Genomic DNA, 24,427 nt, shown 5'->3' with positions numbered 1-24,427 from the left:
GTGATGCGACGATGCATCGGTTTTTCGGGGCTTGTCGCGCGGGGAAGAGTGCGGAACACTCACGCCATGCGGATGAATGGCCTGTTGCGCTGGGGGCTCTGGGTGCTGGCGCTCGGCTGCGGGCCACTGCTGCTGTTCATGGCGGCGCATGTGGTGGGGCTGACAGAGCCAAATCCCAACCCGGTGGGGCTGGGGATGCTGTTTTTCGTGACCGTGTGGCCCGGCGTGGCGCTGGTGGTGGCGGGGCTGATGCTGGCGGTGCTGCGGCGCTGAAGGCTCAGGCGCCGGTGAGGATGCGGTCCACCAGCTGCTTCACCGTCGGCACGAAGCCGTTCGAATAGAACGGGTCCGAGGCGAAGCGATAGGCGCTGTGGCCGCCGAACATGAGGTTCTGCTCGGTGTCCCCGCCATGCGCGATGTCCTGCAGGGTTTTCTGGATGCAGAAGCTTCGCGGATCGGCGAGGCGGCCGGTGGTGTTGGTCTCGGTATCGGACCAGCTCGAAAAGGCGCATTGGCTGAGGCAGCCCATGCAATCGGCCTGGTCCTTGCGGATCATCGCCTTTGAATCGGGGGTGACGAAGACCAGCGTGTTGTCGGGAGTCTTGAGCGCGTCGGTGAAGCCTTCGCCGTGCCATTCGCGGGCGCGCAGCAGATCATCGCGCGTCACCCAATAGCGCTTGGCGCCGACGCCGACATCGAGCTGAAATTGATGATCGCCGGTGGCGGTGGTGGAGAAGGCGACCTGCCGCTCCGACCGGGCTTCGAGATCGCGCAGGAAGGGGTTGCGGACGGCGGAGGAATAGAAGCCGGTCGGCGAGAATTTGTGGAGGAGGACGTCGCCCTTTTCGAGCGTCATCAGCCTGGCCTTCCAGCCTTCGGGAATCGGGCTTTCCTTGGTGAGCAGCGGGCGGGTGCCGAACTGGAAGACGATGGTGCCGAGCTCGGGATTGTCCAGCCAGTCGGTCCATTCGTCGAGGCGCCAGACGCCGCCGGCCATGATGATGGGCACGGAATCGCTGATGCCGGTTTCGCGCATGGTGGCGCGCAGATCCTTGACGCGGGGATAGGGGTCCTGCGGGACGCGCGGGTCTTCGGCGTTGCTGAGGCCGTTGTGGCCGCCGGCGAGCCAGGGGTCTTCATAGACGACGGCACCCAGCCATTCGGCGGCCTTGCTGTAGGCGCGCTTCCAGAGCGCGCGGAAGGCACGGGCGCTGCTGATGATCGGGTAATAATGCACGCCGTAGTGCGCGGCGATCTCGGAGAGCTTGTAGGGCATGCCGGCACCGCAGGTGACGCCGTTGACCATGCCTTTGGTGCGCTCGAGCACGCCGTGGAGGACACGCTGGGCGCCCCCCATCTCCCAGAGCACGTTGATGTTGATGCCGCCGATGCCGCGCTGCAGCTCGGAAGACGCCATTTCATAGGCGCGGGTGACCTGCTGGGCGGCACCCTCGATGGCATATTCCACCAGCTCCTCGTGCCGCTCGCGTCGCGTGAGAGCATTGTAGACCTGCGGGATAATCTTGCCGGTGGGATCGTAGCTGTCGGCGTTGACGGCCGAGATGGTGCCGACGCCGCCGGCCATCGCCCAGGCGCCGGAGGACTGGTGGTTGGTTGCCGCCACGCCCTTGCCGCCTTCGACGAGCGGCCAGACTTCGCGGCCGCCCATGGTGATGCTGCCGATGCCCTGCAAGATTGTCATTATCGTCCCTTCACTGGCTTCCATGCTTGGGACAGGGCGGCAATGCAAGCGCCTGCGGCCTTTGCGCCGCAATGTTCACGCAGCGAACGGAACGGTTTCATGATTGCTGCCGAGCCACTCGGCCGGCGGATCGACTTCATCGGAGATGACGTGGAAGCGGGTGACCGTTGCCGCGCCAAAGGCTGTGGAAATGGCGACATCGGCGGCATCGCGCCCCACCGCCATCAGCACTCGGCCGTGGCGCGGCGTGACATGGCGGGCATCGACATCCCACCAGCGGCCACCGAGCCACACCTGGGTCCAGCCGGAAAAGTCCATGGGGCCGGGCACGCGCGGCCAGCGGATGTCTCCGAGCCAGCCGGTGACGTAGCGCGCCGGAATGTGCATGGCCCGGCACAGGGCGACCGAGAGATGCGCGAAATCGCGGCACACGCCCTCGCCGTCGGTGAGAGCATCATGGGCGCTGCGATCCCCGCGCGCGCAATTGTAATCGAAGCGGATGTGGCCGTGGACGAAATCGAGGATGGCCTGGACGCGCGGCCAGCCATCGGGAAGCGCGCCGAACTGCTGCCATGCCATGGGAGACAGCTTCTCGACCTCGCAGTAGCGGCTGGCGAGCAGGAAGATGAGCACGTCGTCGGGCAGGTCGGCGATCGGGTGCTGGACAGCATCGACCGGAAGCACGTCGGGCGAATCATCGCCTTGCACGAGAAAATCCGACTGGAAGCGGATGGGGCCTGCGGGTGCGGTGAGCCGGTGCGCGCGATTGCCGAAGCTGTCGATATAGCTGCGCACCGGCAATGCCGGCGACACGGTGAGCGCATCGTTGCTGAGCAGGCGGCTGCCCTGGCTTGGGTGGAGACTGAGCATCATGATGAGTTCGGTCGGCTTGGGGCAACTGAACTGGAGATCGAAGCCGACGCGAAGCTGCATTGATGCGCCTTTAGCGGGAGGATGCGCATGGACAACGGCAGCCCCTGCAGCTGGTTCCCTGGGGCCGGTCTCCTGGGTCAAGTGTCAGCGCCTGGGCGCCGAACCGTCGCGGACCAGCCTGGCGAAGATCCACCAGCTGCCGATGCCGTAGAGACACAGGTTGAGGAGGATGAGCCAGACCCAGAAGCCGACCGGATCGAGCCCCTGGACGATGCCGAAGCGCGGGTTGGAGGATATTTGCGATACGCCTGCCATGGCGAGGCCCAGCCAGCTGAAGGCCATGTTGATCTTGTGCGCGCGGAGGTGCTTCGGCTCACGCCGGCGCAGCCAGCGCCGCAGCGCGACCGTGCCGGCGATGAGCGAATAGAGGCCGACAAACGCCAGGATGTAGAAGGGAAGGAACGGCGTGCCGGGGCGGAAGGTGGCAAGCGCGGTGAGCAGGGCGAGCAGCATGGCGATGATGTAGATCCGCCCGAGCAGGGCGTGGCGTGGCGTGCCCTGGCCGATGGTGAGCTGGTGGAGCCCCAGCGGCAGCGCGATGGAGGAGGCGACGAGATGGGCGAGGATGAGCGGCGAGAGATTGGCGAACATGGCGAGGTCCCCTGTTGACCGGACCGGTGTTCCGCAGGTGGCACGCTTGCTGCAACGCCGGTTTCGCCTATTCTGCCTGCGCTTTCGCCAACCTTGTCCGTTGCAGGATTGACGCTTCGTGGAATCGACCCGCACCCCTTCCCCGCGTGTGACCACCGTTGCCAGCCTTGCTGCCGTGCTGGCGTGCGTGCTGGCCGGGCCGTTCGGGACACAGGTGCTGCCGCTGCCAGCGCGGGCGCTGTTCTGGCTGCTGCTGATCGGCTGGAACAGCGCCAAATGGTGGGGCTGGTACAGCTGGGTCGGCGAGCGCGCCGAGGGGCGGCAAGAGGCGATCACCACGGCAGTGCTGGGGGCGGTGCTGCTCAACGCGCTGCTGCCGGTGGAGATCGAGACCGCCTATCGGCTCGTCGGCATGCCGCTCAGGTTGGACTGGTGGGCGTTGTTCGTGCAGGCCGTGCTGATTTCGGCGAGCATCTCGGCGATTGCGGTCGTGCTGCGCACCCCGCGGGCGTCGCACAGCCTGCCCGGCCAGCAAGTAGCGGCACCGCCGACCGAACGGGTGCCACCGCTCGCCACGCGTGCCAGGATCGCCGACCTTTCGGACATACGGCTCGTTCTTGCCGAGGACCATTATCTGCGGCTGGTGCTCGCTGATGGCCGCCAGCCGCTGCTGCTCCACCGCTTCGGCGATGCGCTCGAAGACTTGGCGCCGGCGGACGGGCTGCAGGTCAGCCGCAGTGCCTGGGTCGCATCCGCGATGGTGCGTGGCGCGGTGCGCGACGGGCGGCGGTGGAAGCTGGTGCTGCACGATGGACGTGAGGTGCCGGTGAGTGCGTCGCATCTGGCGAGGGTGCGCGCGCGCGGCTGGCTGCGGCCAACAACCTGACATGAAAAGGGCCGCCCCGGGGGGCGGCCCTTTCCGTGTTCGAGGTTGGACGATCAGTCCTTGCCGCCGGTCAGGAAGTCGGGAAGGCTGCCGCCCTCGCCGTCTTCGCTGCGCGGGGCGCGCTCTTCGCGGGGAGCACGGTCGGGAGCACGATCGCTCCGGGGACCGCGATCATCGCGGCCACCATCACGACCCGAATCCCTTCTGGGGCCACGATCATCGCGGCCGCCATCGCGACGGGGACCACGGTCGCCATCGCGGCGTGGGCCACGATCCGAACGCGGCGCACGATCGTCGCCACCTTCACGCGGCGGGCGGGTGTCGGCGATTTCCTCGCCGGTGTCCTGGTCGACGAGGCGCATCGAGAGGCGCACCTTGCCGCGATCGTCGATGCCGAGCACCTTGACCTTGACCTGCTGGCCTTCGTTCAGGACATCCTTCACGACCGCGACGCGCTCGTTCTTGATTTCCGAGATGTGCACCAGGCCATCGCGGGCGCCCATGAAGTTCACGAAGGCGCCGAAATCGACCATCGACACGACCTTGCCGGTGTAGATCTTGCCGACCTCGGGCTCCTCGACGATGCCGAGCACCCAGGCCTTGGCGGCATCGATCTGCGCCGGATCCGACGACGAGATCTTGACCGTGCCGTCATCGTCGATGTTGACCTTCGCACCCGTGGTGGCGACGATCTCGCGGATGATCTTGCCGCCGGTGCCGATGACATCGCGGATCTTCGACTTGTCGATCTGGAAGCTCTCGATGCGCGGGGCGTGCGCCGACATTTCGGTGCGGGTGGTATCGAGCGCCTTGGCCATTTCGCCGAGGATGTGCGCGCGGCCTTCCTTGGCCTGGGCCAGGGCGACCTTCATGATCTCCTCGGTGATGCCGGCGATCTTGATGTCCATCTGCAGTGCGGTGACACCTTCCGAGGTGCCGGCGACCTTGAAGTCCATGTCGCCGAGATGATCCTCGTCACCGAGAATGTCCGACAGCACGGCGAACTTCTTGCCTTCGAGGATCAGGCCCATGGCGATGCCCGCGACCGGACGGATGAGCGGCACGCCGGCATCCATCAGCGCCAGCGACGCACCGCAGACGGTGGCCATCGACGACGAGCCGTTCGACTCGGTGATGTCCGACAGCACGCGCACCGTGTAGGGGAAATCCTCCTTCGACGGCAGCATCGGGTGGACAGCGCGCCAGGCGAGCTTGCCATGGCCGACTTCGCGGCGGCCGGGCGCACCGAAGCGGCCGACTTCACCGACCGAATAGGGCGGGAAGTTGTAGTGGAGCATGAAGCGCTCGTAGCGCAGGCCATCGAGGCCATCGATCATCTGCTCGGCATCCGAGGTGCCGAGCGTGGTGGTGACGATCGCCTGGGTCTCGCCGCGGGTGAACAGCGCCGAGCCATGGGTGCGCGGCAGCAGGCCGACTTCCGAAACGATCGGGCGGACGGTCCTGGTGTCGCGGCCATCGATGCGGCTGCCGTCCTTGAGGATGGCGCCGCGGACGATTTCGCCCTCGAGCTTCTTGAACAGCTTGCCGGCCTTCTGCTGGGTGCTGCTGTCCTTGTCGGCGAACATCGGCTTCAGCTTTGCCTTGGCGTCGGCGAGCGCCTGCTGGCGCTCGGACTTCTGGGTGAGCTTGTAGGCGGCGGTGATGTCCTTGCCGACGGCCTTCTTGATGGTGGCAAGCATCGCGCTGTCATCGGCGATCTTGAGCTCCCAGGGCTCCTTGGCGGCCTTTTCGGCGAGATCGATGATTGCGTCGATGACCGGCTGGATGCCGCGGTGGGCGAACATGACCGCACCGAGCATCTCGTCTTCCGAAAGCTCCTTGGCTTCGGATTCGACCATCATCACCGCATCATGCGTGCCGGCGACGACGAGATCGAGCCGGCCTTCGGCGATCTGGGTCTTGGTGGGGTTGAGGATGTATTCGCCTTCGACGAAGCCGACGCGGGCGGCGGCAATCGGGCCCATGAAGGGCACGCCGGAGAGCGTGAGCGCTGCCGAGGCGGCGACCATGGCGACCATGTCGGCCTCGTTCTCGCCATCATAGCTCAGCACCTGGGCGATGACGTTGATCTCGTTGTAGAAACCTTCGGGGAACAGCGGACGTAGCGGGCGATCGATGAGGCGCGAGGTGAGCGTCTCATGCTCGGTGGCGCCGCGTTCACGCTTGAAGAAGCCGCCCGGGATGCGCCCGGCTGCGGAGAACTTCTCCTGATAATGGACGGTGAGCGGGAAGAAATCCTGGCCCTCCTTGACCGACTTGGCGGCGGTGACGGCGCAGAGCACAACGGTCTCGCCATAGGTGGCCATCACGGCACCATCGGCCTGGCGGGCGACCTTGCCGGTTTCGAGCTTGAGGGTGCGGCCACCCCATTGGATTTCAACGGTATTGATATCGAACATGTGTGTCTTCCTGTCGGCCCTTGGCCAGATTGCCTCGGGCGGCCTGTTGGTCCCCTATCGGGACCATGCCCGGTGCCGACCCCCATGGCCGGCCTGCCGGAAAAAGCGAACGGCCCCGGTTGGGGCCGTTCGGTGCTGGCTACTTGCGCAGGCCCAGCTTGGTGATGAGATCGGTGTAGCGCTGCTGGTCGATCTTCTTGAGATAGTTCAGGAGCGAACGGCGCTTGTTGACGAGCACGAGCAGGCCACGGCGCGAGTGATTGTCCTTGGCGTGCGTCTTGAAATGCTCGGTGAGATTGGTGATGCGCTCGGACAGGATGGCGACCTGGACTTCCGGGGACCCGGTGTCATTGGCGCCGCGTGCGTTCGAGCTGATGACTTCGGCCTTGCGTTCTGCTGCAATCGACATCGGTTACTCCTTCAAATCAGACGTTGAACCCGCGCAAGACCCGGACCTGGTTCTGGTCGATCTCGACAAGCGCCACGGGAACAGGGCCGAGGCAGGCGAGATAGGTGCCGGGTGCGGCGGGGTGTCCCGTCAGGAGGCGCCCTTGCTTGAGCGCCGCCGCCTGATCGGGATCGATTGCAAGAGCCGGGATGTCGTCCAGCCCCGCCATCAGTGGCAGGATGACCTGTTCTGGGCCGGGGTCCTGCACCAGAAGCGCCAGATTGTCCAGCGATAACGCCTGATCCAGCCCGAACGGACCGGCCTTTGTCCGCCGCAGCATCGTAACATGGCCGACGGTGCCGAGGGCCAGCGCGATGTCACGCGCGAGGCTGCGGATATAGGTGCCCTTGGAGACGCTGGCCGAGATTGTGGCGCTGTCCGGGGTGGTGGCGAGGACGGTGAGGCTGTGGACTGTGACATGGCGGGTGGCGAGCTCGACCGTCTCCCCGGCGCGGGCGAGGGCATAGGCGCGGACGCCATCGACCTTGAGGGCGGAATAGGCGGGCGGCACCTGGGCGATCGGGCCGGTGAACTGGGGGAGGATGGCCTGCAGCGCCTCGGGCGTCGGGCGCACGGCGCTGGTGGCAATCACCTCGCCCTCGGCATCCTCGGTCGAGGTGGCGCTGCCCCAGCTTATGGTGAAATCATAGCCTTTGGTGGCATCGAGCATCCGTCCGGCGAGCTTGGTCGCTTCGCCCAGCGCAATCGGCAGCACGCCGGTGGCAAGCGGATCGAGCGTGCCGCCGTGGCCGATCTTGGGTTTGCCATGCCCCGCCTGGCGCAGGATGCGCTTGACCGCAGCGACGCCCTGCGCGCTCGACAGGCCGAGCGGCTTGTCGAGGATGATCCAGCCGTGGAGGTCAGTCATCGGCTGCCATCTCCAGCATCGCTTTCACACTCGCCTTGAGAGCCGGAAACTCGTCGACCACGATGAACCAGATCAACGATGGATCGACGCGCTCATAGGCGTGTCGCAGCCAGTTGCCGATGTCGGCCACGCGCCGCCACGGCACATCGGGATGCATTGCCGTAAGGGCAGGATCGAGATGGCGGCTGGCTTCGGAAATGATCTCGATGCCTCGTTCGACAGCGTTGCGAAGGAGCCAATCGGTCTCGAAATGCGCGGCCTCGACTTTCGCCAAAGCCGCTTCGATGGCGCCGATCTCGCGTTGCATATCGAGCAGCCGCAAGCGCTGCGATCGCTTCACCATCAGAAAATCTGCACGGCCTCGGCTTCGATGCGGTCTCGCAGATGCGGATGGATCGATTTGCGCGTCATTACGTCGGCGCGGCAGCCGAGAAATTCTTCGATTTTTTCCCGCACGGCCATCACGTCGAAGAGGTTGAAGCGCGCGGGCGACGGATCGAAGAAGATATCGACGTCGCTGGCAGCGGTCGCTTCATCACGCGCAGTGGAGCCGAACACGAAGAGCGACGCGACGCCTGCCTGCCGGAGGGCATCGGCGTGCGCCTTGAGGCGGCTGCTGGTTTCTGCGCGGCGCATGGCTCTGGATAGCATGTCGGCCGTCGCGCGTCAGCCGGCGATCGCAGAATGGTTGGGATCATTGCGGCTGTCCATATCGAAGCCGGGGAGAACAGTCATCGGCGGATCGCTTTCAGGAAGCCGGCTTCGGCATAGGCCAGGATGGCGCGGTCCGAGGTGATGAGCGGCAGATCGAGGGCGCGTGCGGTGGCAATGATCCAGCGGTCGGCGGGATCGTTTGGGTGGCCCGGCGGCAGCAGTGCTGCCTCGATCGCCATGTCGGTGCCGAGCGGCACGGAGGTCACCCCCAGCGCTGCCAGCGCGCGATCGAACCAGCGCCGAGGGTCACCGCCGAACAGCGCGCCGGTGCGCTGGGTGTGGACCGCCAGAAGCCCGATTTCCCAAGCCGAGGTGACCGATACCATCAGCCGTCCGGAACGGCTGGCGCTGTCGATCGCCTCGCGGGCAGCCGCGCGAAACGGCCAGCCCTCGGCGAGGCCGATGAGGGCATTGGTATCGAGCAGGATCACAGGAGTTGCTTGAACTTCTCTTCGAGGCGGGCGGGCAGGTCGTCATCGCCGGCGGCTTCCCAGCCATGATCGGCGGACAGGCCGGTGCTTCCGCTGAGCTTGCCGATGATGGCGTCGAAACCGGCGGCTTCGGGCTCGGGGGGCGGCGCCAGCACGCTCACGACGCGGCCGCGCTTGGTTACCAGCACGCGGTCGAGTTCGCGCCGCGCCAGCCGGTTCATCAGCTCGAGGCAGCGTGCCTTGAAGTCGGTGGCTGTGATGGTTTCTTCGCGGCGCGCGGCCATGATCGGTCTCCAACTGGTCAGCAATATATGACCAGTTCAGCGACGGGACAAGGCTGCGATTGCGGCCTTGAGCGAATCAGATTCTTCGCCGGGGAGCAGGCTGAAGATTGCCGTGTCGCGCAGATGGCCGGTCCAGGTGCGCTTGTTGGCGCGCAGCACGCCTTCGCGGGTGGCGCCGAGCTTGAGGACGGCGGCCTGGCTGCGGGTGTTGCGGACATCGATATCGAAGTGGATGCGGATGACGCTACAGGCGCGGGCATGGCCGATCATCAGCGCCTTGAGCGCCAGGTTGAAGCCGTCGCCCCGCACCGCGGGTGCCAGATAGGTGAAACCGATGGCGACGCTGCGGCTGGCGTCGTCCCAGCCGTACCAGCTGGTGCAGCCGACCATCGCGGCGCCGTCGAAGATGGCATAGGCGCGGTTTGCGGGGGCGGTGAGCTTTGCCAGCCCGGCTTCGAACTGGTCGCCGTTGAGCGACACCGAATAGATGTGCCAGATGTCGGGATCCTGCGCGCAGGCGGTGCGCAGCAGCTCGGCGTGGATGGCGGTATCGAACCGCTCCAGCCGCACCCGGCCGGCGGCGAGCGGCACGTGGAGTGCGTCAATCAGCGTCGTCATGCTCGTCGGCGAGCGGGGCTGGTTTGGGCTCGGGCGGGATGAGGTCGCGGGCGATGGCGGGGCGCTTGAGGACGGCTTCGATGCGCGCGCTCGCCTCGAAGCTTTCATCGACGCGGAAGCGCAGGTCGGGCGTGTATTTGGTCGCCAGCCGCCGCGCGACTTCGCCGCGCAGGAACTTGGCATGGCCGGCGAGCGCCTTGACGATCGCCTGGTCGTCGTTGTTCGCCAGCGCCTTGATGAACACCGTGGCATGGCGAAGATCGGGGGACATCCGCACCTCGGACACGCTGACGAGGCTGCGCGCGATCATCTCGTCGCGCAGGTCCCCACGGCCGATCACCTCGGCGAGGGCGTGGCGCACCTGCTCGCCGATGCGGAGCAGGCGCACCGAACGGCCCTGTGCGTCGGGGGTCGCCCTTGCCAACTACAGGATCCGTTCGCGGCTCTCGACCTCATAGGTCTCGACGATGTCGCCGGCCTTCACATCGGACGAGTCGAGCAGCGTGATGCCGCATTCGAGGCCGACCTTGACCTCGGGAACGTCATCCTTGAAGCGCCGCAGCGTCGCGATGTTGCCGGTGTAGATGATGACATCGTCGCGCATGACACGCGCCCGCAGCGCCTTGCGGATATAGCCTTCCGTCACACGCAGGCCGGCGGCCTTGCCGATCTTGCCCGCCTGGAAGACATCGAGCACCAGGGCGCGGCCGACGACGGTCTCGTGCATTTCCGGACCGAGCTGGCCGGCCATCGCCGCCTTCACATCATCGACGAGATCGTAGATCACGTCGTAATATTTGAGCGCCACGCCATCGCGCTGGGCGAGTTCGCGAGCCTTGGCATTGGCACGGACGTTGAAGCCGATGATCGGCGCACCCGAGGCGCGGGCGAGCGTGACATCGCTCTCGGTGATGCCACCGACCGAGGACAGCAGCACCTTGGCGCGGATGAGATCGGTGCTGATCTTGTTGACCGCACCGGCGATGGCTTCCGCCGAGCCTTGCACGTCCGCCTTGATGACCAGCGGGTACTCGGCGACCTTGGCCGCACGGAGCACCGAGAACATCGTTTCCAGGTTTGCCGGCTCCTGCGCGATGCGCTTGGCGTTGGCGAGGCCGGCACGATATTCTGCCACTTCGCGGGCCCGGGCTTCGGACTCGACGACCGTGACGGGGTCTCCGGCGAGCGGCACCCCGGTCATGCCGAGCACTTCGACCGGCGTCGCGGGCAACGCGGTCTTCACCTGCTTGCCGCTGTCGTCGGTCATGGCGCGGACCTTGCCCCACTCCTGGCCCATGACGAGGATATCGCCCTGCTTGAGCGTGCCGCGGCGCACGAGCACCGAGGCGAGCGCGCCCTTGCCCTTGTCGAGCTTCGCTTCGATCACCGAGCCTTCGGCGGCGCGGTCGGGGTTGGCCTTCAGTTCCATGACTTCGGCCTGCAGCAGGATCTTCTCGATCAGCTCGTCGAGACCGGTCTTGGCGATCGCCGAGACTTCGACATCCTGGACGTCGCCGCCCATCTCCTCGACCTGCACATCCTGCTGGAGCAGGTCGGTGCGGATCTTGGCGGCGTTGGCGCCGGCCTTGTCCATCTTGTTGATGGCCACGATCATCGGCACGCCGGCCGCCTTGGTGTGCTGGATCGCCTCGATCGTCTGCGGCATGATCCCATCGTCCCAGGCCACCACGATCACGACGATATCGGTGACCGAGGCGCCGCGGGCGCGCATGGCGGTGAAGGCCTCGTGGCCCGGCGTGTCGAGGAAGGTGATCTTCTCGCCGCCCGAGGTCACGATCTGATAGGCGCCGATGTGCTGGGTGATGCCACCGGCCTCGCCCTTGACGACACTGGTGCCGCGAAGCGCATCGAGCAGGCTGGTCTTGCCGTGATCGACATGACCCATGATCGTGACCACTGGCGGCCGGGGCAGCAGATGCTCATCGGTATCGGCCGCACCCACCATGCCGATTTCGACATCGGAATCGGAGACGCGAACGATGTTGTGACCGAATTCGGTCAGCACCAGTTCGGCGGTGTCCTGATCGATTTCCTCATGCGCCGCGGTCGGCACGCCCATGCGGGCGAGCAGGCGGACGACATTGCTGGTGCGCTCGGCCATGCGGCCGGCGAGCTCCTGCACGGTGATGCTGTCGGGCACGGTGACATCGCGGACCTGCTTGGCCTGGCTGCCCAGACGGCCACGCTCCTTCTCGCGCGCCCGGCGAAGGGCTGCGAGACTGCGAACGCGGGTGGAATCTTCCGATTCGAGGGCCCGGGTGACGGTGAGCTTGCCGGACTTGCGGCGATCATCGGCACTGCGGAGCTTGCCGCCGGGCTTGGGGGCATCGGGCTTGCGGCCGGGGATGGCACGCACACGCATGCCGTCCTCGTCCTCGAGCTCGCCGCTGGGCATGACGGGGGCAGGATCGGGCTCGGTGAGGATGCGGAGCTGCTCCTCTTCCTCGCGGGCACGCTTTTCCTCGAGGCGCAGCCGCTCGGCTTCGGCATCGGCGACGCGCTTGGCTTCCTCGCGGATTCGGGCTTCTTCACCCAGGCGCAGCCGCTCTTCTTCGGCCTGGCGCATCAGCAGCGCTGCACGCTCCTGCGGGGTGAGGTTGCTCGGCGGCGGGCGACGCACGGGGGCAGCCGGCCGTGAGGGGGCGGGAGCCGGAGCCGGACGCGCAGCGGCGGGAGCGGGAGCGGGGGCGGGAGCGGGAGCTGGTGTTGGCGCAGGTGCAGGTGCTGGCGCAGCCGCTGCGGGCGTCGGCTCCGACGGGGTCGGGCGAACCGGCAGGGGCGCACGCTCGACGGGACGGAACATCACCGGCGGCGGCGTGGGCCGTGCCGGCTGGGGTTCGGCAGCTTGCGGGGCAGCCGCGCGCCGGGCCTCGGCAGCGGGTGCCGCTGCCGGCGCAGATGCAACGGCGGAGGTGGGGGCGGGGGCTGGTGCCGGTGCGGGTGCCGGCGCCGTGCTGGCGACCGCCGGGGCGGGGGCGGGTGCGGGGGCTGGCGCAGGTGCGACCTCGGCAGCGGGCGCATCGCCCGGCCGGTGCAACACGCGCTGGCGCTTGACCTCGACCACCACCTGCTTGGTGCGGCCGTGGCTGAACTGCTGCTTCACCTTGCCCACTTCGACCGCCTTGTTGAGGCCGAGGGGGGCGCGCATGCCCAGCTTTGGTTTGGTGTCGTCACTCATACAGGTCGCGCCTAATGCCTTTCATCAGCGCCCTCGGCAACCGCCGATGGCACCTCGTCTTCAAATTCAGTCATTCCGGGCAGCGCTTCCGGCCCCTCAAAGGCCATCAAGCGTGCCAGCGCCGCGGATACACGCGCGGCGGCACCCGCATCGACAAGTGCCGCACTTACTACATTTCCGCGCCCCAAGGCCACCGACAATGTGGCGCGGTCGAAGGGCAGGTTCAAGGTCCGCGAATCGGGGCAGGCCGCGCGTCGCTTCATTTCCAGCTTGCCCGATCCATCCTCGCCGGCATCGGCGGCGTGGAGGAGCAGCTCGACGCGTCCCTTGCCGAGCGCATCCGAAATCCGCTCATGCCCCCAGACCAGCAGCCCGGCGCGGGCGCAAAGCCCGAGCTGGTCGAGCAGCCGCTTGCGCAGGCCGGCGGCGATATCGTCCGCCAGTGTCGGCGAAAGCACGATCGGCTCATGCTTGAGGGCGCGCACCAGCGTGCCCTTCAATTGGCCGCGCGCCATGGCTTTTTCGATGAGGGGTCGATCAGCGCGCACCCAGGCACCGCGCCCGGGCAGTTTTTCGCCGAGGTCAGCCGCCACCTGCCCGTCCGGCCCCAGGGCCAGGCGGACAAGTTGCTCCTTCGGCCCGCTGACGCGGGTCAGGATGCAGCGGCGTTCGGGTGCCTCTGTCAGATTCCGGGGAAGATCATTGTCCGCCATCCGCCGGGGCGTCCCCTTCGTCGGAGGCTTCGTCTTCGAACCAGTGCGCGCGGGCGGCCATGATGATGCGGTTGCCATCGTCCTCGGTCAGCGGGGTGTCCTTGAGGATTCCCGAGCGGCCGACGAGTTCGTCGGTGGCGAGATCGCCCAGATCGTCGAGCGTCTTGACGCCCTTCTTGCCGAGCACCACGAGCATCGCCTCGGTGAGGCCCTGGATTTCGGCGAGCGCATCGTCCACGCCGAGCGCACGACGCTCTTCGCGGGCCGTGGCGTCGCGGCGCTCGAGCGCTTCGACGGCACGGCTCTGCAGCTCGCTCGCCACTTCCTCGAGGCCCTCGATGCTGGCGATTTCGTCGAGCTCGACATAGGCGACCTCCTCGAGCTCCGAAAAGCCTTCGGCGACCAGCAGCTGTGCCAGCGTCTCGTCGACATCGAGTTCGGATTCGAACATCGTCGACTTCTCGACGAACTCCTTCTGGCGGCGCTCGCTCTCGTCGGCCTCGGTCATGATGTCGATCTGGCGACCCGTGAGCTGCGACGCGAGGCGGACATTCTGGCCACGGCGGCCGATGGCGAGGCTCAGCTGATCGTCGGGGACCACGACGTCGATGCGGTTGTCCTGCTCGTCGAGCACCACCTTGGCGACTTCGGCAGGCTGCAGTGCATTGACGACGAAGGTGGCGACATCGGGCGACCAGGGGATGATGTCGATCTTCTCGCCCTGCAGCTCCTGCACCACCGCCTGAACGCGGCTGCCCTTCATGCCGACGCAGGCGCCGACGGGGTCGATGCTCGAATCGCGGCTGATGACGCCGATCTTGGCGCGGCTGCCCGGATCACGCGCGACGGCCTTGATCTCGATGATGCCGTCGTAGATCTCGGGGACTTCCTGCGCGAAGAGCTTCTTCATGAAGTCCCCGGCGGCGCGACTGAGGAAGATCTGCGGCCCGCGCACTTCGCGGCGCACGCTGAGGATGAGGCTGCGAACCCGGTCACCGGGCTTGAGCACTTCGCGCGGGATCTGCTGGTCGCGGCGGATCACGCCCTCGGCCTTGCCGAGATCGACGACGACATGGCCGAATTCGGCGCGCTTGACGACGCCGATGATGATCTCGCCGGCGCGGTCCTTGTATTCCTCGAACTGGCGCTCGCGCTCGGCATCGCGCACCTTCTGCACGATGACCTGCTTGGCGGCCTGGGCGGCGATGCGGCCGAATTCGACGGGCGGCAGCGGATCGACGATGAAATCGCCAAGCACAGCCGACTTGTCCTTCTTGAGTGCTTCCTTGACGCCGATCTGCTTGAAGAAATCCTCAGGCTCCTCGACGACTTCGAGGACGCGCCACAGCCGGGTTTCGCCGCTCTTGGCGTCGATCTTGGCGCGAATGTCGTTCTCGGCACCATAACGGGCGCGCGCCGCGCGCTGGATGGCGTCTTCCATCGCCTCGATGACGATGCCGCGGTCGATCGACTTTTCGCGTGCCACGGCATCGGCAATGGCGAGCAGCTCGGCGCGGTTGGCAGTGATGGCGGTGGCCATGGGGTGTGTCCTTCGGTTCGGCTCAGTTGTCGTTTTCGGCGTCGGTCTCGATGCCCGGCTCGTCGATCATTTCATCGGCGTCGCCCATGTCGAGCGGGCGGGTGGCGGCGATGAGCTTGTTGGTGAGCACCAGCTTGGCGCTGACGATCTGGCCGAAAGGCACATTCATCTTGCCGGTGCCCGGCATGTCGAGATGCACCATGTCGCCTTCATGGCCGATTATCACGGCCTTCATCGCAGTCGTCTTGCGCGAGATGGTGCCATCTTCGGCAGCGGCGGCGAGCTTGAGGCGCACCTCATGGCCGGCCCAGCGCGCCCAGTCCGCCAGGCGGGTGAGCAGGCGGTCGATGCCCGGTGAAGAGACTTCGAGCGAATACTCGCCCTCGATCGGATCGGCGGCCTCGAGCGGCTCGTCGAGCGCACGGCTGATGGCGCTGCATTGCGCGATGGTGAGTTGGCCGGTGACGGGATCCTCCGCCATGATCTGCAACGTCTGCGAGCCCCCGGCGCGGCCGTTCATCTGCACGCGCACGAGCGCGAAGCCGAGATCGGCGACGATGGGGGCGATGATCGCTTCGAGAGTGGTGTTCAGGCTCAAGACAGGTCAGATTCCGCTAAGGCGATTGATGGACACATGAAGCGGGGCGCGGCGGCAGGAAACCCTGCCGACCTCACTCGGTTACCCATGTGGAAGTTCGATCGCTATACTGCGCCCGTTCGCGCCGGGCAAGCCCGACCCGCATCCTGTGAATTTCGCCTGTGGAGAATTACATGTCACGACCGACCACAACGACGGCAACCTTCGCCGCAGCCATGGCGTTGCTGCTTGGCGCGGCGGCCGCCACTGCCCAGACTGCCGACCCCAAGGACAAGGGCAGCGACAAGATAAACGACGGTGATCGCGCGCTCGACACGATGGAGAATATTGCGACCAAGCCGCTGAAAGACCTCAACTTGATGAAAAAGAAGGTTCCGCCCGAGCTGGAAGCGATGATGGAAAATCCCTATGCGCTCACCGGGCTGAAGACGTGCCGGCAATATGCGGCCGAAGTCACCAAGATCACCGAGATGGTCGGGCCCGATGTCGACTCGGCGGAGGCTCGCGCCGACAAGAAGAAGCAGACGCCGGCAGAGTTCGCCTTTGGCGCCACCGAGGCGATTGCGGGGAGCCTGATTCCGTTTGCCGGGGTGATCCGTTTCGTTTCCGGCGCGCAGAAGCGCGAGCGCTATGCGCAGGCGGCGGTTTATGCGGGCACGGTGCGGCGGTCGTATATCAAGGGCACGGCGCGGGCGAAGGGGTGTAAAGTCTGAATGCGGCGACGAAATAGCGAAGCTATTTCGCGACTCGCATCAGACCCGGCCGGCGAGGCGGGCAGCTTCGCTGACCGAACTCGTCCGACGTCGGCGCAGGCTTTGCCCGCGCTCTTTTCTTCTTGTTCTTCTGGCGGCGTGGCTGGGTGAAGCAAGAGGGAGGGACGGAAGGAAGAACAGGGCGCGGGCAAAGCCCGCGCCGTCGGACGGGGCGTGCTTGCGCGAGTCGCAAAATAGCGCCGCTATCTTGTCGCCGCGCTGCGCAAGAGCGCGGGCAAAGCCCGCGCCGTCGGACGGGTTCGGGCGCAGAAGGCGCGCCCGCCCCGCCGGCCGTGCTTGCGCGAGTCGCAAAATAGCGCCGCTATTTTGTCGCCGCGCTGCGCAGCGGATGCCGTTCATTCACCAGGGCGATCAACGCCCGCCCAGCCACATGCGTGTAAATCTGCGTCGTCGCGATATCGGCATGCCCGAGCAAAGTCTGCACCACCCGCAGGTCGGCCCCGCCCTCGAGCAGGTGCGTGGCGAAGGCATGGCGCAGCACGTGCGGGCTGATGCGCGCTGGCGGGATGCCCGCCTCGGCAGCCAACCATTTGACCAGCTGCCAGAGGCGCAGCCGGGTGAGATGGGCCTTGCCCGACGGGAACAGCCAGCGCGCATCCGCCGGCACATTCGCCACATGCGCCGCCACCGCAGCCTCTGCGGCGCGGCCGATCGGCACCAGCCGCTCGCGGCCACCCTTGCCGGCGAGGACCAGATGCCCCCTGCCCGGCCGCACCGCATGGCGCGGCAGGCTGACCAACTCGGAAGCCCGAAGGCCTGAACCATAAAGCAGCTCGATGAGCGCCTGCAGCCGCACCAGCCGGGCATCATCGGGGGACGCTGCACATCGCGCGGCAAGCGTCGTGAACAGCGCCTCGACATCGCCGGGCCCGAGTGATTTTGGAAGGGTGCGCGGTTGTGCGGGCATTGCCAGATCACGCCCCGGATCGTCGCTGCGGATGCCCTCGCGCAGCAGGAACGACATGAACTGCCGCACGGCCGACAGCTTGCGCGCTGCCGATGCGCGCGCCAGCGGCATCCAGTGCGCGGCCAGCCTGGCCAGAGCCGCGGCGTCGGCAACGGCGAGCCGGCCTTCAAGGGCGGAGGATGCCTGTGCGAGATCGGACGCATAGGCGGAGAGGGTGTTGCGTGCGGCGCCGCGCTCGCTGGCGAGCATGTCCAGGAAAAGGGCGATGAGGCTCTGGTCGCTCTCGGCCATCAGGCGCGGGTAAGCGCTTCGGCGGCGATCAGCCGCGCATCCTGCACGCGGCCGGCGCGGGTGAGCGCCTCGGTGATCCGCCACAGGTGCAGCGCCGGGACATCGGCCCAGGCGCCCTGCAGGCCGGTGGCGGTGAGGATGGCCACTTCGCCCGGCCGCCGCGCCGTGCCGGCGGCGCTGATGGCACGGCTCCAGCTGGTTTCCGCCTTGGGCAGCAGATCGTCCTTGAGGCCGTTCCAGCCGCTTTCGCGCGCCAGACCCAGCCCGGCAAGCGCGGCGAGCAGCCGTGCTGCGCTGCGGTCATCGGCGTTGGTCGCATCCTGCCAATCGCTGAAAGCGTCTGCCGTGGGGGCGATGCCGCCGCTCACCGCCAGCAGCGCCCAGGCACGGGCGCGCACCGGGGCATCGGCTTCGCTCGCAACGCGCCACCAGCTGCGCGCGCGTGCGGTGTTGCCGGCGGCGAGCAGGCTGGCGATGATGTCCGCACTGTCGGCGGCCACGCTGGCGCTCACCGGCAGCCGGGCGGCGGCGGGGGCGGTCTGCAGCAGCCCGGCGTAGCGTGCGGCTTCGATGGTCATGCCTTCGGCGGATTCGTCCCAGATCGCCTTCATTGCCGCCACGCGTTGCACGGGGCCGGCGCCGGCAAAGGCCTGGCGCAGCCGCGCGCCGCGGCTGGTGTCCGCATCGTCGGGGGCGAGCGCTGCTATCCCCGAGACGAATTCCTGCACCGAAAGGCTGCCCTGCACCGCAGCGGGACCGAGGCTGGCGAGACGAACTGCCGGGGCCAGCGCCGGCTGGCGAACGAACCAGCCGTGCCGGCCGGCGCCGAGCGACGTCAGCCGGTCCGCAGGGACCTGCACGCCGGCGGCCATCGACACGCCGTAGCGATAGGGAGTTATGCGGGGCGCCTCGGACCATTCGATGTTGGTGGCGCGGCCGCCGCCACCAGCAACGACGGCGATGCGCTCGCCGAGGCGCACATCGAAGGCGGAAATGCCGGTCTGGCGGTTGCGCAGCGAATCGAACAGCGCGGCAGCCGAGATGTCATCGCCTTCGAGGGCTGCGCACATGCCCATGGCGAGCTCCCACATCGTGTCGGCACTTGCCTGCCGCCCGGCGCGGGCGATGGGGCACAGTGCGCCGAGATCTCCGGCTGCCAGCGCCACCTGGCCGGCAATGCGCGTAGTGTTGCTGGTGTGCGCTTCGACGGGCAGCCGGCTGATGAGGAGCGAGGCGGCGTCGATCTCGCCCATCCGCAGCAGCAGCCAGGCGCGCGCCGCGACCCAATCGCCGGCGCGAATGCGCGATGGTGCCGTTGCCCGGGTGATGAGGGCGCGGCGCAGGCCGATCGACGCCCAGCGTGATGCAACGGGCGCATCGATGCGGCGCGCGAGGGCGGCAAGGTATCGACCGTCCGAGCCGGCGAACACTGCATTGCCCCAGCCGCCACTGGCCGTGTCGAGCACGCCGGTCATTCGCGCATCGAGGACGGGGTCGTTTGCAAAGGGATCGGGGGCTTCCGCGGTGCCGGGGAGCTCGACGCCATCGAGTGGTGGCTGCAGCAGCGCGTCGCCGGACAGCACCTCGGGTGCGGCCGCGCCGACAGGTGGGGGCGGTGCGACGCCGGGGAGCGGTGCGGCTTCGGTCTGCCCCTCGTCCGACTGGCGGAAGGCTTCGGGCAGCAGCGACCTTGGTGACGGCGCTGGCGCTGGCGGGGGCTCCGGTTGTTGGCCGACCACCGGCGTGACGAGCAGTGCTGCCGTGGCGACGAGCAGCAGGCCGCGCCGCGCGCTGGCGGTGCGAGGGACCGGGCTGCGGGGAGCCGGTGTGCGGGGGGATGGTGTTTCGCCCATGGCGGCAGCTATAGCGGGGGGGATGATGGAGTGCGACGCGAAAATCTCTTCGGTTCGGTCGGTGGCCGGAAAGCTCCGCACCGCTGCCTTGCGGCCGATCACGCTTGTCGGGCTGATGGGGGTGGGAAAGACGACGGTGGGCAAGCGGCTCGCCACGCGGCTGGGGCTGCCGTTCGTCGATGCCGATGCCGAGATCGAGGTGGCGTGCGGCATGACCATTCCCGAGATTTTCGAGCGCTTCGGCGAGGCGCATTTTCGTGATGGCGAGCGCCGGGTGATCGCGCGGCTGGTCGACGGGGCGCCCAAGGTGGTGGCCACCGGCGGCGGCGCCTTTGTGCAGGCCGATACCCGCGCGCTGATTCTGGAGCGCAGCCTGGCGGTGTGGCTCGATGCCGATATCGAGACGCTGGTGGAGCGTGTGCAGAAGCGGGATACGCGGCCGCTGCTTGCAGGCTCGGACCCGGCGACGGTGCTGCGCGCGCTGGCCGAGGTGCGCGCGCCCTTCTATGCCGAGGCGCCGATCACCGTGAGGAGCAGCGGCGGGCCGCACGCCGAGACCGTCGAAGCCATCATCGCCGCACTTTTTGCCGCGAACCGGGGACGCAAATGATCGTCGATGTCGCGCTGGGCGCGCGCACCTATCCCATCCATATCGAAGCCGGGCTGCTGGCGCGTGCCGGGGCATTGCTGGCGCCGCTGGTGGCGGCGAAGCCGGGCGGCAAGCGGCTGGCGGTGGTGACCGACCGGGCGGTGGCGGGCCTGCATCTGCCGGCGCTCGAGGCCAGCCTGGCAGCGGAAGGCATTGCCGTCGATGCGATCGTGCTCGAGCCCGGCGAGGGGGCGAAGAACTGGGCCGGGCTGGAGCGGGTGTGCGAGGGGCTGCTGGCGCTTGGGGTGGAGCGGCGCGATGTGGTTGTGGCGCTGGGCGGCGGCGTGGTCGGGGATCTGACGGGCTTTGCAGCCAGCATCCTGCGGCGCGGCTGCGGGTTCGTGCAGATCCCGACCACGTTGCTGGCGCAGGTGGACAGTTCGGTGGGCGGCAAGACCGCGATCAACGCGGCAGCGGGCAAGAACCTGATCGGCGCCTTCCACCAGCCGGCGATGGTGCTGATCGACCCGCAGGTGCTCGCCACGCTGCCGCCGCGCGAACTGCGCGCCGGCTATGCCGAGGTGGTGAAATACGGCCTGCTCGGCGATGCCGGCTTCTTCGACTGGTGCGAGGCCAATGCGGCGGCGGTGCTGGCGGGCGATGCGGCGGCACAGGCCGAGGCGATTGCCGTCTCGTGCCGGGCCAAGGCGCGGATCGTCGCTGCCGACGAGCGCGAGACCGAGGATGTGCGCGCACTGCTCAACCTGGGCCACACCTTCGGCCATGCCTTCGAGGCTGAGGCCGGCTTTTCGGACCGGCTGCTGCACGGCGAAGGCGTGGCGCTGGGCATGGCGCTGGCCTTTGCCTTCTCGGCCCGCCTCGGGCTCTGCCCGGCCGCCGATGCCGCGCGGGCGCAGGCGCATCTGGCAGCGCATGGCTTCACCCTTTCGCCGGCGGCGCTCGGCCTGGCGGCACCGCCGGCGAGGCTGATCGCGCACATGATGCAGGACAAGAAAGTATCGGCCGGCCGCCTGCCCTTCATCCTGGTGCGCGGGATCGGCCAAGCCTTTGTGGCGCGGGACGTGGCGCTGGCGGAGGTGGAGGCGTTTCTGGCCGAGGTGGTGGGCTGAGGTCCTGGGCTGACGTTCAGCGCAGCTCGAACACTTCGCCCTCGGCAGGCCTGAAGCCCTTCAGCCTCGCCGCCGCCACGGTGTCATCGGCCAGGTTGGCGCGCCAGAAGTCGGTGGTGGCGGGAAGGAGGCGCGCGGCGATGCTGGCGGTCAGGTTGCGTGCGGAGCCGTCGAATTGCATGTGGGTGGCTCGGCCCAGGACCAGCAGATATTTGTCCCCGGCCGGCAGGTGCGGCCAGAGCGCGGTGCGCGTCTTTACATTGGCGGCGCGGGCGGCGGCGTCGGCATTTTCGGGAGCGCCGTCGAGCGCGCCGGTGACGAGCATGAAGGGCATGGCGATGCCGGCGGCGCTTGTGGGCAGCGCGGCCGCAGGCGCCAATGCCGAGCCGCTGATCGCAAGGGCTGCGCGAAACGGGGGCAGATTGCTCATCATCAGCCCCGGAAGCGCCTGGCCAGCCATGATCTGCGCCACCCAGGCGCCCATGCTGTGCCCGGCGATTCCCGCATTGGCCGCATCGATGCGCGACGTGATGCAGGCACCCAGCGTGTCCCCGCCGGCCAGCAGCGCATGGACGAGTGCCACATCGCCGAGCCGCGCCGCCACCTGGCCGCCGCTGGCGCCGGCGCGCACACGGGCAGCGCTTGCCCGCTGGCCGGCGGCCGGATCATCCTCCGCCTTCGCCAGCGCCGCCGCCTCGCGATAGACGGTGGCATCGGAGCCGGGGTGCTCGATCTGCACGGTGGCGATGCCGGCGGCGGCCCAGGCTTCCGCATAGCGGCGGCCCTGTGCCAGCCCGCCGCCGAGGCCGGGGCTCCAGATCACCACCGGCAAAGCCGCACCCGCCTCCGGCAGGGTGACCGCGACCGGGATGCTGCGCTGCCGTGCGGGATCGCGCACAAGGCTTTCGCAGCGCGTCGCCAGCGCCGGGCCGGAAACGAGGAGACCGGCCAGCAGCGCCAATGGCACGAGTGTGTGGTGGCGACCTCTGCCTGATGCGGAAACACTCATCCCCGGCCTCGATCGCTGCGACCGTCAGCACTCAAGCAGGCCACCCCGCAGCGCGCAACCCCGCGCGGCGCCGCGGGTCAGGCGATGACCATCTTTCGCGCGCCGCGCGCGACCGTGGCGGCGCGCGTGCCGCTGGTGGCAGTGCTGACGCTGCGGATGCCGGACATGAAGGTCCACTCGTTCGTCACCTTCTCGGGGGTGAAGCTGACGGTCATGTAGCCGCGCTGGCTGGTGTCGCACCATTTGAGCTCGGGGCTGGCGCCGACCAGCGCGTCGCGGATCTTTGCCGGATCGGACTTGAGCGCGCTTTCATAGCCCGGCGAGGTGACCGACTGGACTGCGAATTCGACGCCGGCGGGCTTGCCGTCGTTGGCGAGGTCGAACGCCCAGGCGTTGTGGCTGTCCCCGGCCAGCACCACCAGGTCGGCATTTGCCTTCTGGGCGGCGGCGAGCAGGCGGCGGCGGGCGGCGGGATAGCCGGCCCACATGTCCATGGCGGCTGAAACGCCGGCCTGCGATGCCGCCAGCCCCGCCGCGACAAAGCCCTTGGCGCGCGGATCGGCATCGGGGCTGAGGAACTCCATCGCATTGGGCGGGGTGAGCACATTGCCCATGATGACCTGCTGGGCGAGGAGCTGCCACTTCTGCCCGGCCTTGACCGAGCTGGCGAGCGTATCGAACAGCCATGCTTCCTGGTCGGCGCCGAGCAGCTGGCGGTCGGCCGCACCCAGCGGGCCATCGCGGAACTGGGCGATGGCAGTGGGGCCGGCGCGCAGCACGGGGACGATATCGAGCTGCTGGTCGCGGCCATGGATGCGCGTGTCGACGGTAATGAGGCTGACGAGATTGCCGATGTCGTAGCGCTGCCACATGCGGTCGGCCTGCGGCAGCCACTCCTTGTGCGCCTTGGTGGCGGCGGCGAGCCGCACGGCGTAATCACCTTCGTTCGGCTGGTGGTTCTGGGCGCCGGCCTTCCAGCTGTCGTTGCAGATCTCGTGATCGTCCCAGATCGCGATCATCGGGAAGTTGCGGTGCAGCTCCTGCAGTGCCGGATCGATGCGGTAGCTGGCATAGCGCTGGCGATAATCGTCGAGTGCCACCATCTCGTGCGCGGGCTCGATGGTGCGGCCTTCGAGCGCCTCGGCCACGCTCGGATAGGCGCCGCGCTGATATTCGTAGATGTAATCGCCGAGGTGCACGACCAGATCGATGTCGGTGCGCTGGGCGATATGGGCATAGGCGTTGAAATGGCCGAACGGCTTGTTCGAGCAGCTGACCACCGCGATGTTGAAGCGGCTGAGCGGCCCTTGCCGCAGCGTGCGGGTGCGGCCGACGGCCGACTGGGTGCCATCGGGGGCGGTGAAGCGGTAGAAGAGCCAGCCGCTCACCGGCAGCCCGGCGATGCGTGCCTGGGCGGTTCCCCAGCTCGCCGGCCCCGCCACCACTTCGCTGCGGGCGACGATGTCGGTCATGCCCGGATCGCGCGCGACTTCGACCTTGAGTGTGGCATCGCGGCCATCGGCACTGGCATAGCGCGTCCACAGTCGGATCGAATCGGCGCCGGGGTCTCCCGATGCCACGCCGTGCGTGAATCCCGAGGCCGGCCAGAGCTGCGCCAGTGCGGGGCGCACCGGCAGCAGCAGCCCGGCCGCGGATGCAGCGATGAAGGCGCGACGATCGAGGGCGAGACGCATTGCAGTTCTCCGGATAAGGAATGCTGGCCCCGTTAATGCGGGAATGTGACAGTTTGTGAGGATGCCCCGCGTGGCAAGGATGCGCAACAAGGCCGACCTGCCGACGAAGGACTGCGCCGCCTGCGGGCGGCCGTTCAGCTGGCGAAAGAAATGGGCACGCGACTGGGAAAATGTGCGCTATTGTTCCGACGCATGTCGCAGCGGGGCCTATGCCCGCGCGAAGGGAGGATGATGAC

General features: G+C 67.8%; 26 protein-coding genes. 6 read left to right on the top strand and 20 right to left on the bottom strand.

Going from position 1 to position 24,427, the window contains the following annotated elements; all coding sequences use genetic code 11:
- Positions 1–66: 66 nt before the first annotated feature.
- Positions 67–273 carry a hypothetical protein gene (locus FHS79_RS11735; RefSeq protein WP_184200067.1) on the top strand — a complete coding sequence of 69 codons (207 nt, stop codon included), beginning with the start codon at positions 67–69 and terminating at the stop codon, positions 271–273.
- Positions 274–277: 4 nt separating this feature from the next.
- Here FHS79_RS11735 and FHS79_RS11730 read toward each other — a convergent pair whose 3' ends face one another.
- From FHS79_RS11730 to FHS79_RS11720, 3 genes are all read right to left on the bottom strand, one after another.
- Positions 278–1,702: an NAD(P)H-dependent flavin oxidoreductase gene (locus FHS79_RS11730; RefSeq protein ID WP_184200065.1), complete on the bottom strand. Its 1,425-nt coding sequence runs from the start codon at positions 1,700–1,702 to the stop codon at positions 278–280.
- A gap of 75 nt (positions 1,703–1,777) precedes the next feature.
- Complete coding sequence (locus FHS79_RS19455; RefSeq protein ID WP_424022266.1) at positions 1,778–2,281, bottom strand: transglutaminase-like domain-containing protein; 504 nt, start codon at positions 2,279–2,281, stop codon at positions 1,778–1,780.
- 438 nt (positions 2,282–2,719) lie between these two features.
- A complete protein-coding gene (locus tag FHS79_RS11720; protein WP_184200058.1) occupies positions 2,720–3,226 on the bottom strand; it encodes a DUF2306 domain-containing protein in 507 nt (168 codons plus the stop codon).
- Positions 3,227–3,344: 118 nt separating this feature from the next.
- On the opposite strand from FHS79_RS11720, the gene FHS79_RS19330 reads away from it, so the two are divergent.
- Positions 3,345–4,112: a LytTR family DNA-binding domain-containing protein gene (locus FHS79_RS19330; RefSeq protein WP_184200055.1), complete on the top strand. Its 768-nt coding sequence runs from the start codon at positions 3,345–3,347 to the stop codon at positions 4,110–4,112.
- A gap of 53 nt (positions 4,113–4,165) precedes the next feature.
- On the opposite strand, the gene pnp is transcribed toward FHS79_RS19330, so the two are convergent.
- From pnp to FHS79_RS11650, 13 genes are all read right to left on the bottom strand, one after another.
- Complete coding sequence (gene pnp / locus FHS79_RS11710) at positions 4,166–6,532, bottom strand: polyribonucleotide nucleotidyltransferase (protein WP_184200051.1); 2,367 nt, start codon at positions 6,530–6,532, stop codon at positions 4,166–4,168.
- 139 nt (positions 6,533–6,671) lie between these two features.
- Positions 6,672–6,941, bottom strand: coding sequence for a 30S ribosomal protein S15 (rpsO, locus tag FHS79_RS11705; RefSeq protein ID WP_184200048.1), 270 nt, complete (start codon positions 6,939–6,941; stop codon positions 6,672–6,674).
- Between the two features lie 16 nt (positions 6,942–6,957).
- A complete protein-coding gene (gene truB / locus FHS79_RS11700) occupies positions 6,958–7,848 on the bottom strand; it encodes a tRNA pseudouridine(55) synthase TruB (RefSeq protein WP_184200045.1) in 891 nt (296 codons plus the stop codon).
- The gene (locus FHS79_RS11695; RefSeq protein WP_184200042.1) at positions 7,841–8,191 is read right to left on the bottom strand and encodes a HepT-like ribonuclease domain-containing protein; all 351 of its coding nucleotides are present in this window, start codon (positions 8,189–8,191) and stop codon (positions 7,841–7,843) included. Before FHS79_RS11695 ends, truB begins: the two co-directional genes overlap by 8 nt.
- Entirely contained in the window at positions 8,191–8,484 is a 294-nt protein-coding gene (locus FHS79_RS11690; protein ID WP_184200039.1) for a nucleotidyltransferase family protein, read from the bottom strand. The genes FHS79_RS11695 and FHS79_RS11690 overlap by 1 nt, the downstream gene beginning before the upstream one ends.
- Positions 8,485–8,579: 95 nt before the next feature.
- Positions 8,580–8,993, bottom strand: a complete 414-nt coding sequence (locus FHS79_RS11685) for a type II toxin-antitoxin system VapC family toxin (protein WP_184200036.1) — start codon at positions 8,991–8,993, stop codon at positions 8,580–8,582.
- Entirely contained in the window at positions 8,990–9,277 is a 288-nt protein-coding gene (locus FHS79_RS11680) for a type II toxin-antitoxin system Phd/YefM family antitoxin (RefSeq protein ID WP_184200033.1), read from the bottom strand. Before FHS79_RS11680 ends, FHS79_RS11685 begins: the two co-directional genes overlap by 4 nt.
- Before the next feature lie 36 nt (positions 9,278–9,313).
- Positions 9,314–9,895, bottom strand: a complete 582-nt coding sequence (locus tag FHS79_RS11675; RefSeq protein ID WP_184200031.1) for a GNAT family N-acetyltransferase — start codon at positions 9,893–9,895, stop codon at positions 9,314–9,316.
- The gene (gene rbfA / locus FHS79_RS11670) at positions 9,879–10,319 is read right to left on the bottom strand and encodes a 30S ribosome-binding factor RbfA (RefSeq protein WP_184200028.1); all 441 of its coding nucleotides are present in this window, start codon (positions 10,317–10,319) and stop codon (positions 9,879–9,881) included. The genes FHS79_RS11675 and rbfA overlap by 17 nt, the downstream gene beginning before the upstream one ends.
- Positions 10,320–13,094: a translation initiation factor IF-2 gene (gene infB / locus FHS79_RS11665; RefSeq protein WP_184200026.1), complete on the bottom strand. Its 2,775-nt coding sequence runs from the start codon at positions 13,092–13,094 to the stop codon at positions 10,320–10,322. It lies immediately after the preceding gene.
- Positions 13,095–13,105: 11 nt separating this feature from the next.
- Positions 13,106–13,807 (bottom strand): DUF448 domain-containing protein, encoded by a 702-nt coding sequence (locus FHS79_RS11660; RefSeq protein ID WP_184200023.1) that lies wholly within the window; start codon positions 13,805–13,807, stop codon positions 13,106–13,108.
- A complete protein-coding gene (gene nusA, locus FHS79_RS11655; protein ID WP_184200020.1) occupies positions 13,794–15,347 on the bottom strand; it encodes a transcription termination factor NusA in 1,554 nt (517 codons plus the stop codon). Before nusA ends, FHS79_RS11660 begins: the two co-directional genes overlap by 14 nt.
- A 22-nt stretch (positions 15,348–15,369) precedes the next feature.
- Positions 15,370–15,945: an LSm family protein gene (locus FHS79_RS11650; protein WP_184200017.1), complete on the bottom strand. Its 576-nt coding sequence runs from the start codon at positions 15,943–15,945 to the stop codon at positions 15,370–15,372.
- Positions 15,946–16,118: 173 nt separating this feature from the next.
- Between FHS79_RS11650 and FHS79_RS11645 the strand changes: the two genes are divergently transcribed.
- Positions 16,119–16,658 carry a hypothetical protein gene (locus FHS79_RS11645; RefSeq protein WP_184200013.1) on the top strand — a complete coding sequence of 180 codons (540 nt, stop codon included), beginning with the start codon at positions 16,119–16,121 and terminating at the stop codon, positions 16,656–16,658.
- A gap of 361 nt (positions 16,659–17,019) precedes the next feature.
- Here FHS79_RS11645 and FHS79_RS11640 read toward each other — a convergent pair whose 3' ends face one another.
- The gene (locus FHS79_RS11640) at positions 17,020–17,916 is read right to left on the bottom strand and encodes a tyrosine recombinase (protein ID WP_184200010.1); all 897 of its coding nucleotides are present in this window, start codon (positions 17,914–17,916) and stop codon (positions 17,020–17,022) included.
- Entirely contained in the window at positions 17,916–19,769 is a 1,854-nt protein-coding gene (locus FHS79_RS11635; protein ID WP_184200007.1) for a hypothetical protein, read from the bottom strand. Before FHS79_RS11635 ends, FHS79_RS11640 begins: the two co-directional genes overlap by 1 nt.
- Before the next feature lie 25 nt (positions 19,770–19,794).
- Between FHS79_RS11635 and FHS79_RS11630 the strand changes: the two genes are divergently transcribed.
- Positions 19,795–20,379: a shikimate kinase gene (locus tag FHS79_RS11630; RefSeq protein WP_184200235.1), complete on the top strand. Its 585-nt coding sequence runs from the start codon at positions 19,795–19,797 to the stop codon at positions 20,377–20,379.
- Positions 20,376–21,488, top strand: a complete 1,113-nt coding sequence (gene aroB, locus FHS79_RS11625; RefSeq protein ID WP_184200005.1) for a 3-dehydroquinate synthase — start codon at positions 20,376–20,378, stop codon at positions 21,486–21,488. The genes FHS79_RS11630 and aroB overlap by 4 nt, the downstream gene beginning before the upstream one ends.
- Positions 21,489–21,504: 16 nt before the next feature.
- On the opposite strand, the gene FHS79_RS11620 is transcribed toward aroB, so the two are convergent.
- Together FHS79_RS11620 and FHS79_RS11615 are read right to left on the bottom strand one after the other, a co-directional pair.
- Positions 21,505–22,497, bottom strand: coding sequence for an alpha/beta hydrolase family protein (locus FHS79_RS11620; RefSeq protein ID WP_184200002.1), 993 nt, complete (start codon positions 22,495–22,497; stop codon positions 21,505–21,507).
- 77 nt (positions 22,498–22,574) lie between these two features.
- Positions 22,575–24,191 (bottom strand): alkaline phosphatase D family protein, encoded by a 1,617-nt coding sequence (locus tag FHS79_RS11615; RefSeq protein WP_184199999.1) that lies wholly within the window; start codon positions 24,189–24,191, stop codon positions 22,575–22,577.
- A gap of 79 nt (positions 24,192–24,270) precedes the next feature.
- Here FHS79_RS11615 and FHS79_RS11610 point away from each other — a divergent pair, with 79 nt between their 5' ends.
- On the top strand, positions 24,271–24,423 hold the full coding sequence (locus FHS79_RS11610; RefSeq protein WP_207792327.1) for a DUF2256 domain-containing protein: 153 nt from the start codon (positions 24,271–24,273) through the stop codon (positions 24,421–24,423).
- Positions 24,424–24,427 lie beyond the last annotated feature (4 nt).

It is taken from the genome of Polymorphobacter multimanifer, assembly GCF_014205635.1.
GTDB lineage: Bacteria > Pseudomonadota > Alphaproteobacteria > Sphingomonadales > Sphingomonadaceae > Sandarakinorhabdus > Sandarakinorhabdus multimanifer.
Note: the sequence above shows the minus strand (reverse complement) of the source record. Positions and strands in the feature narration are given on the sequence as shown.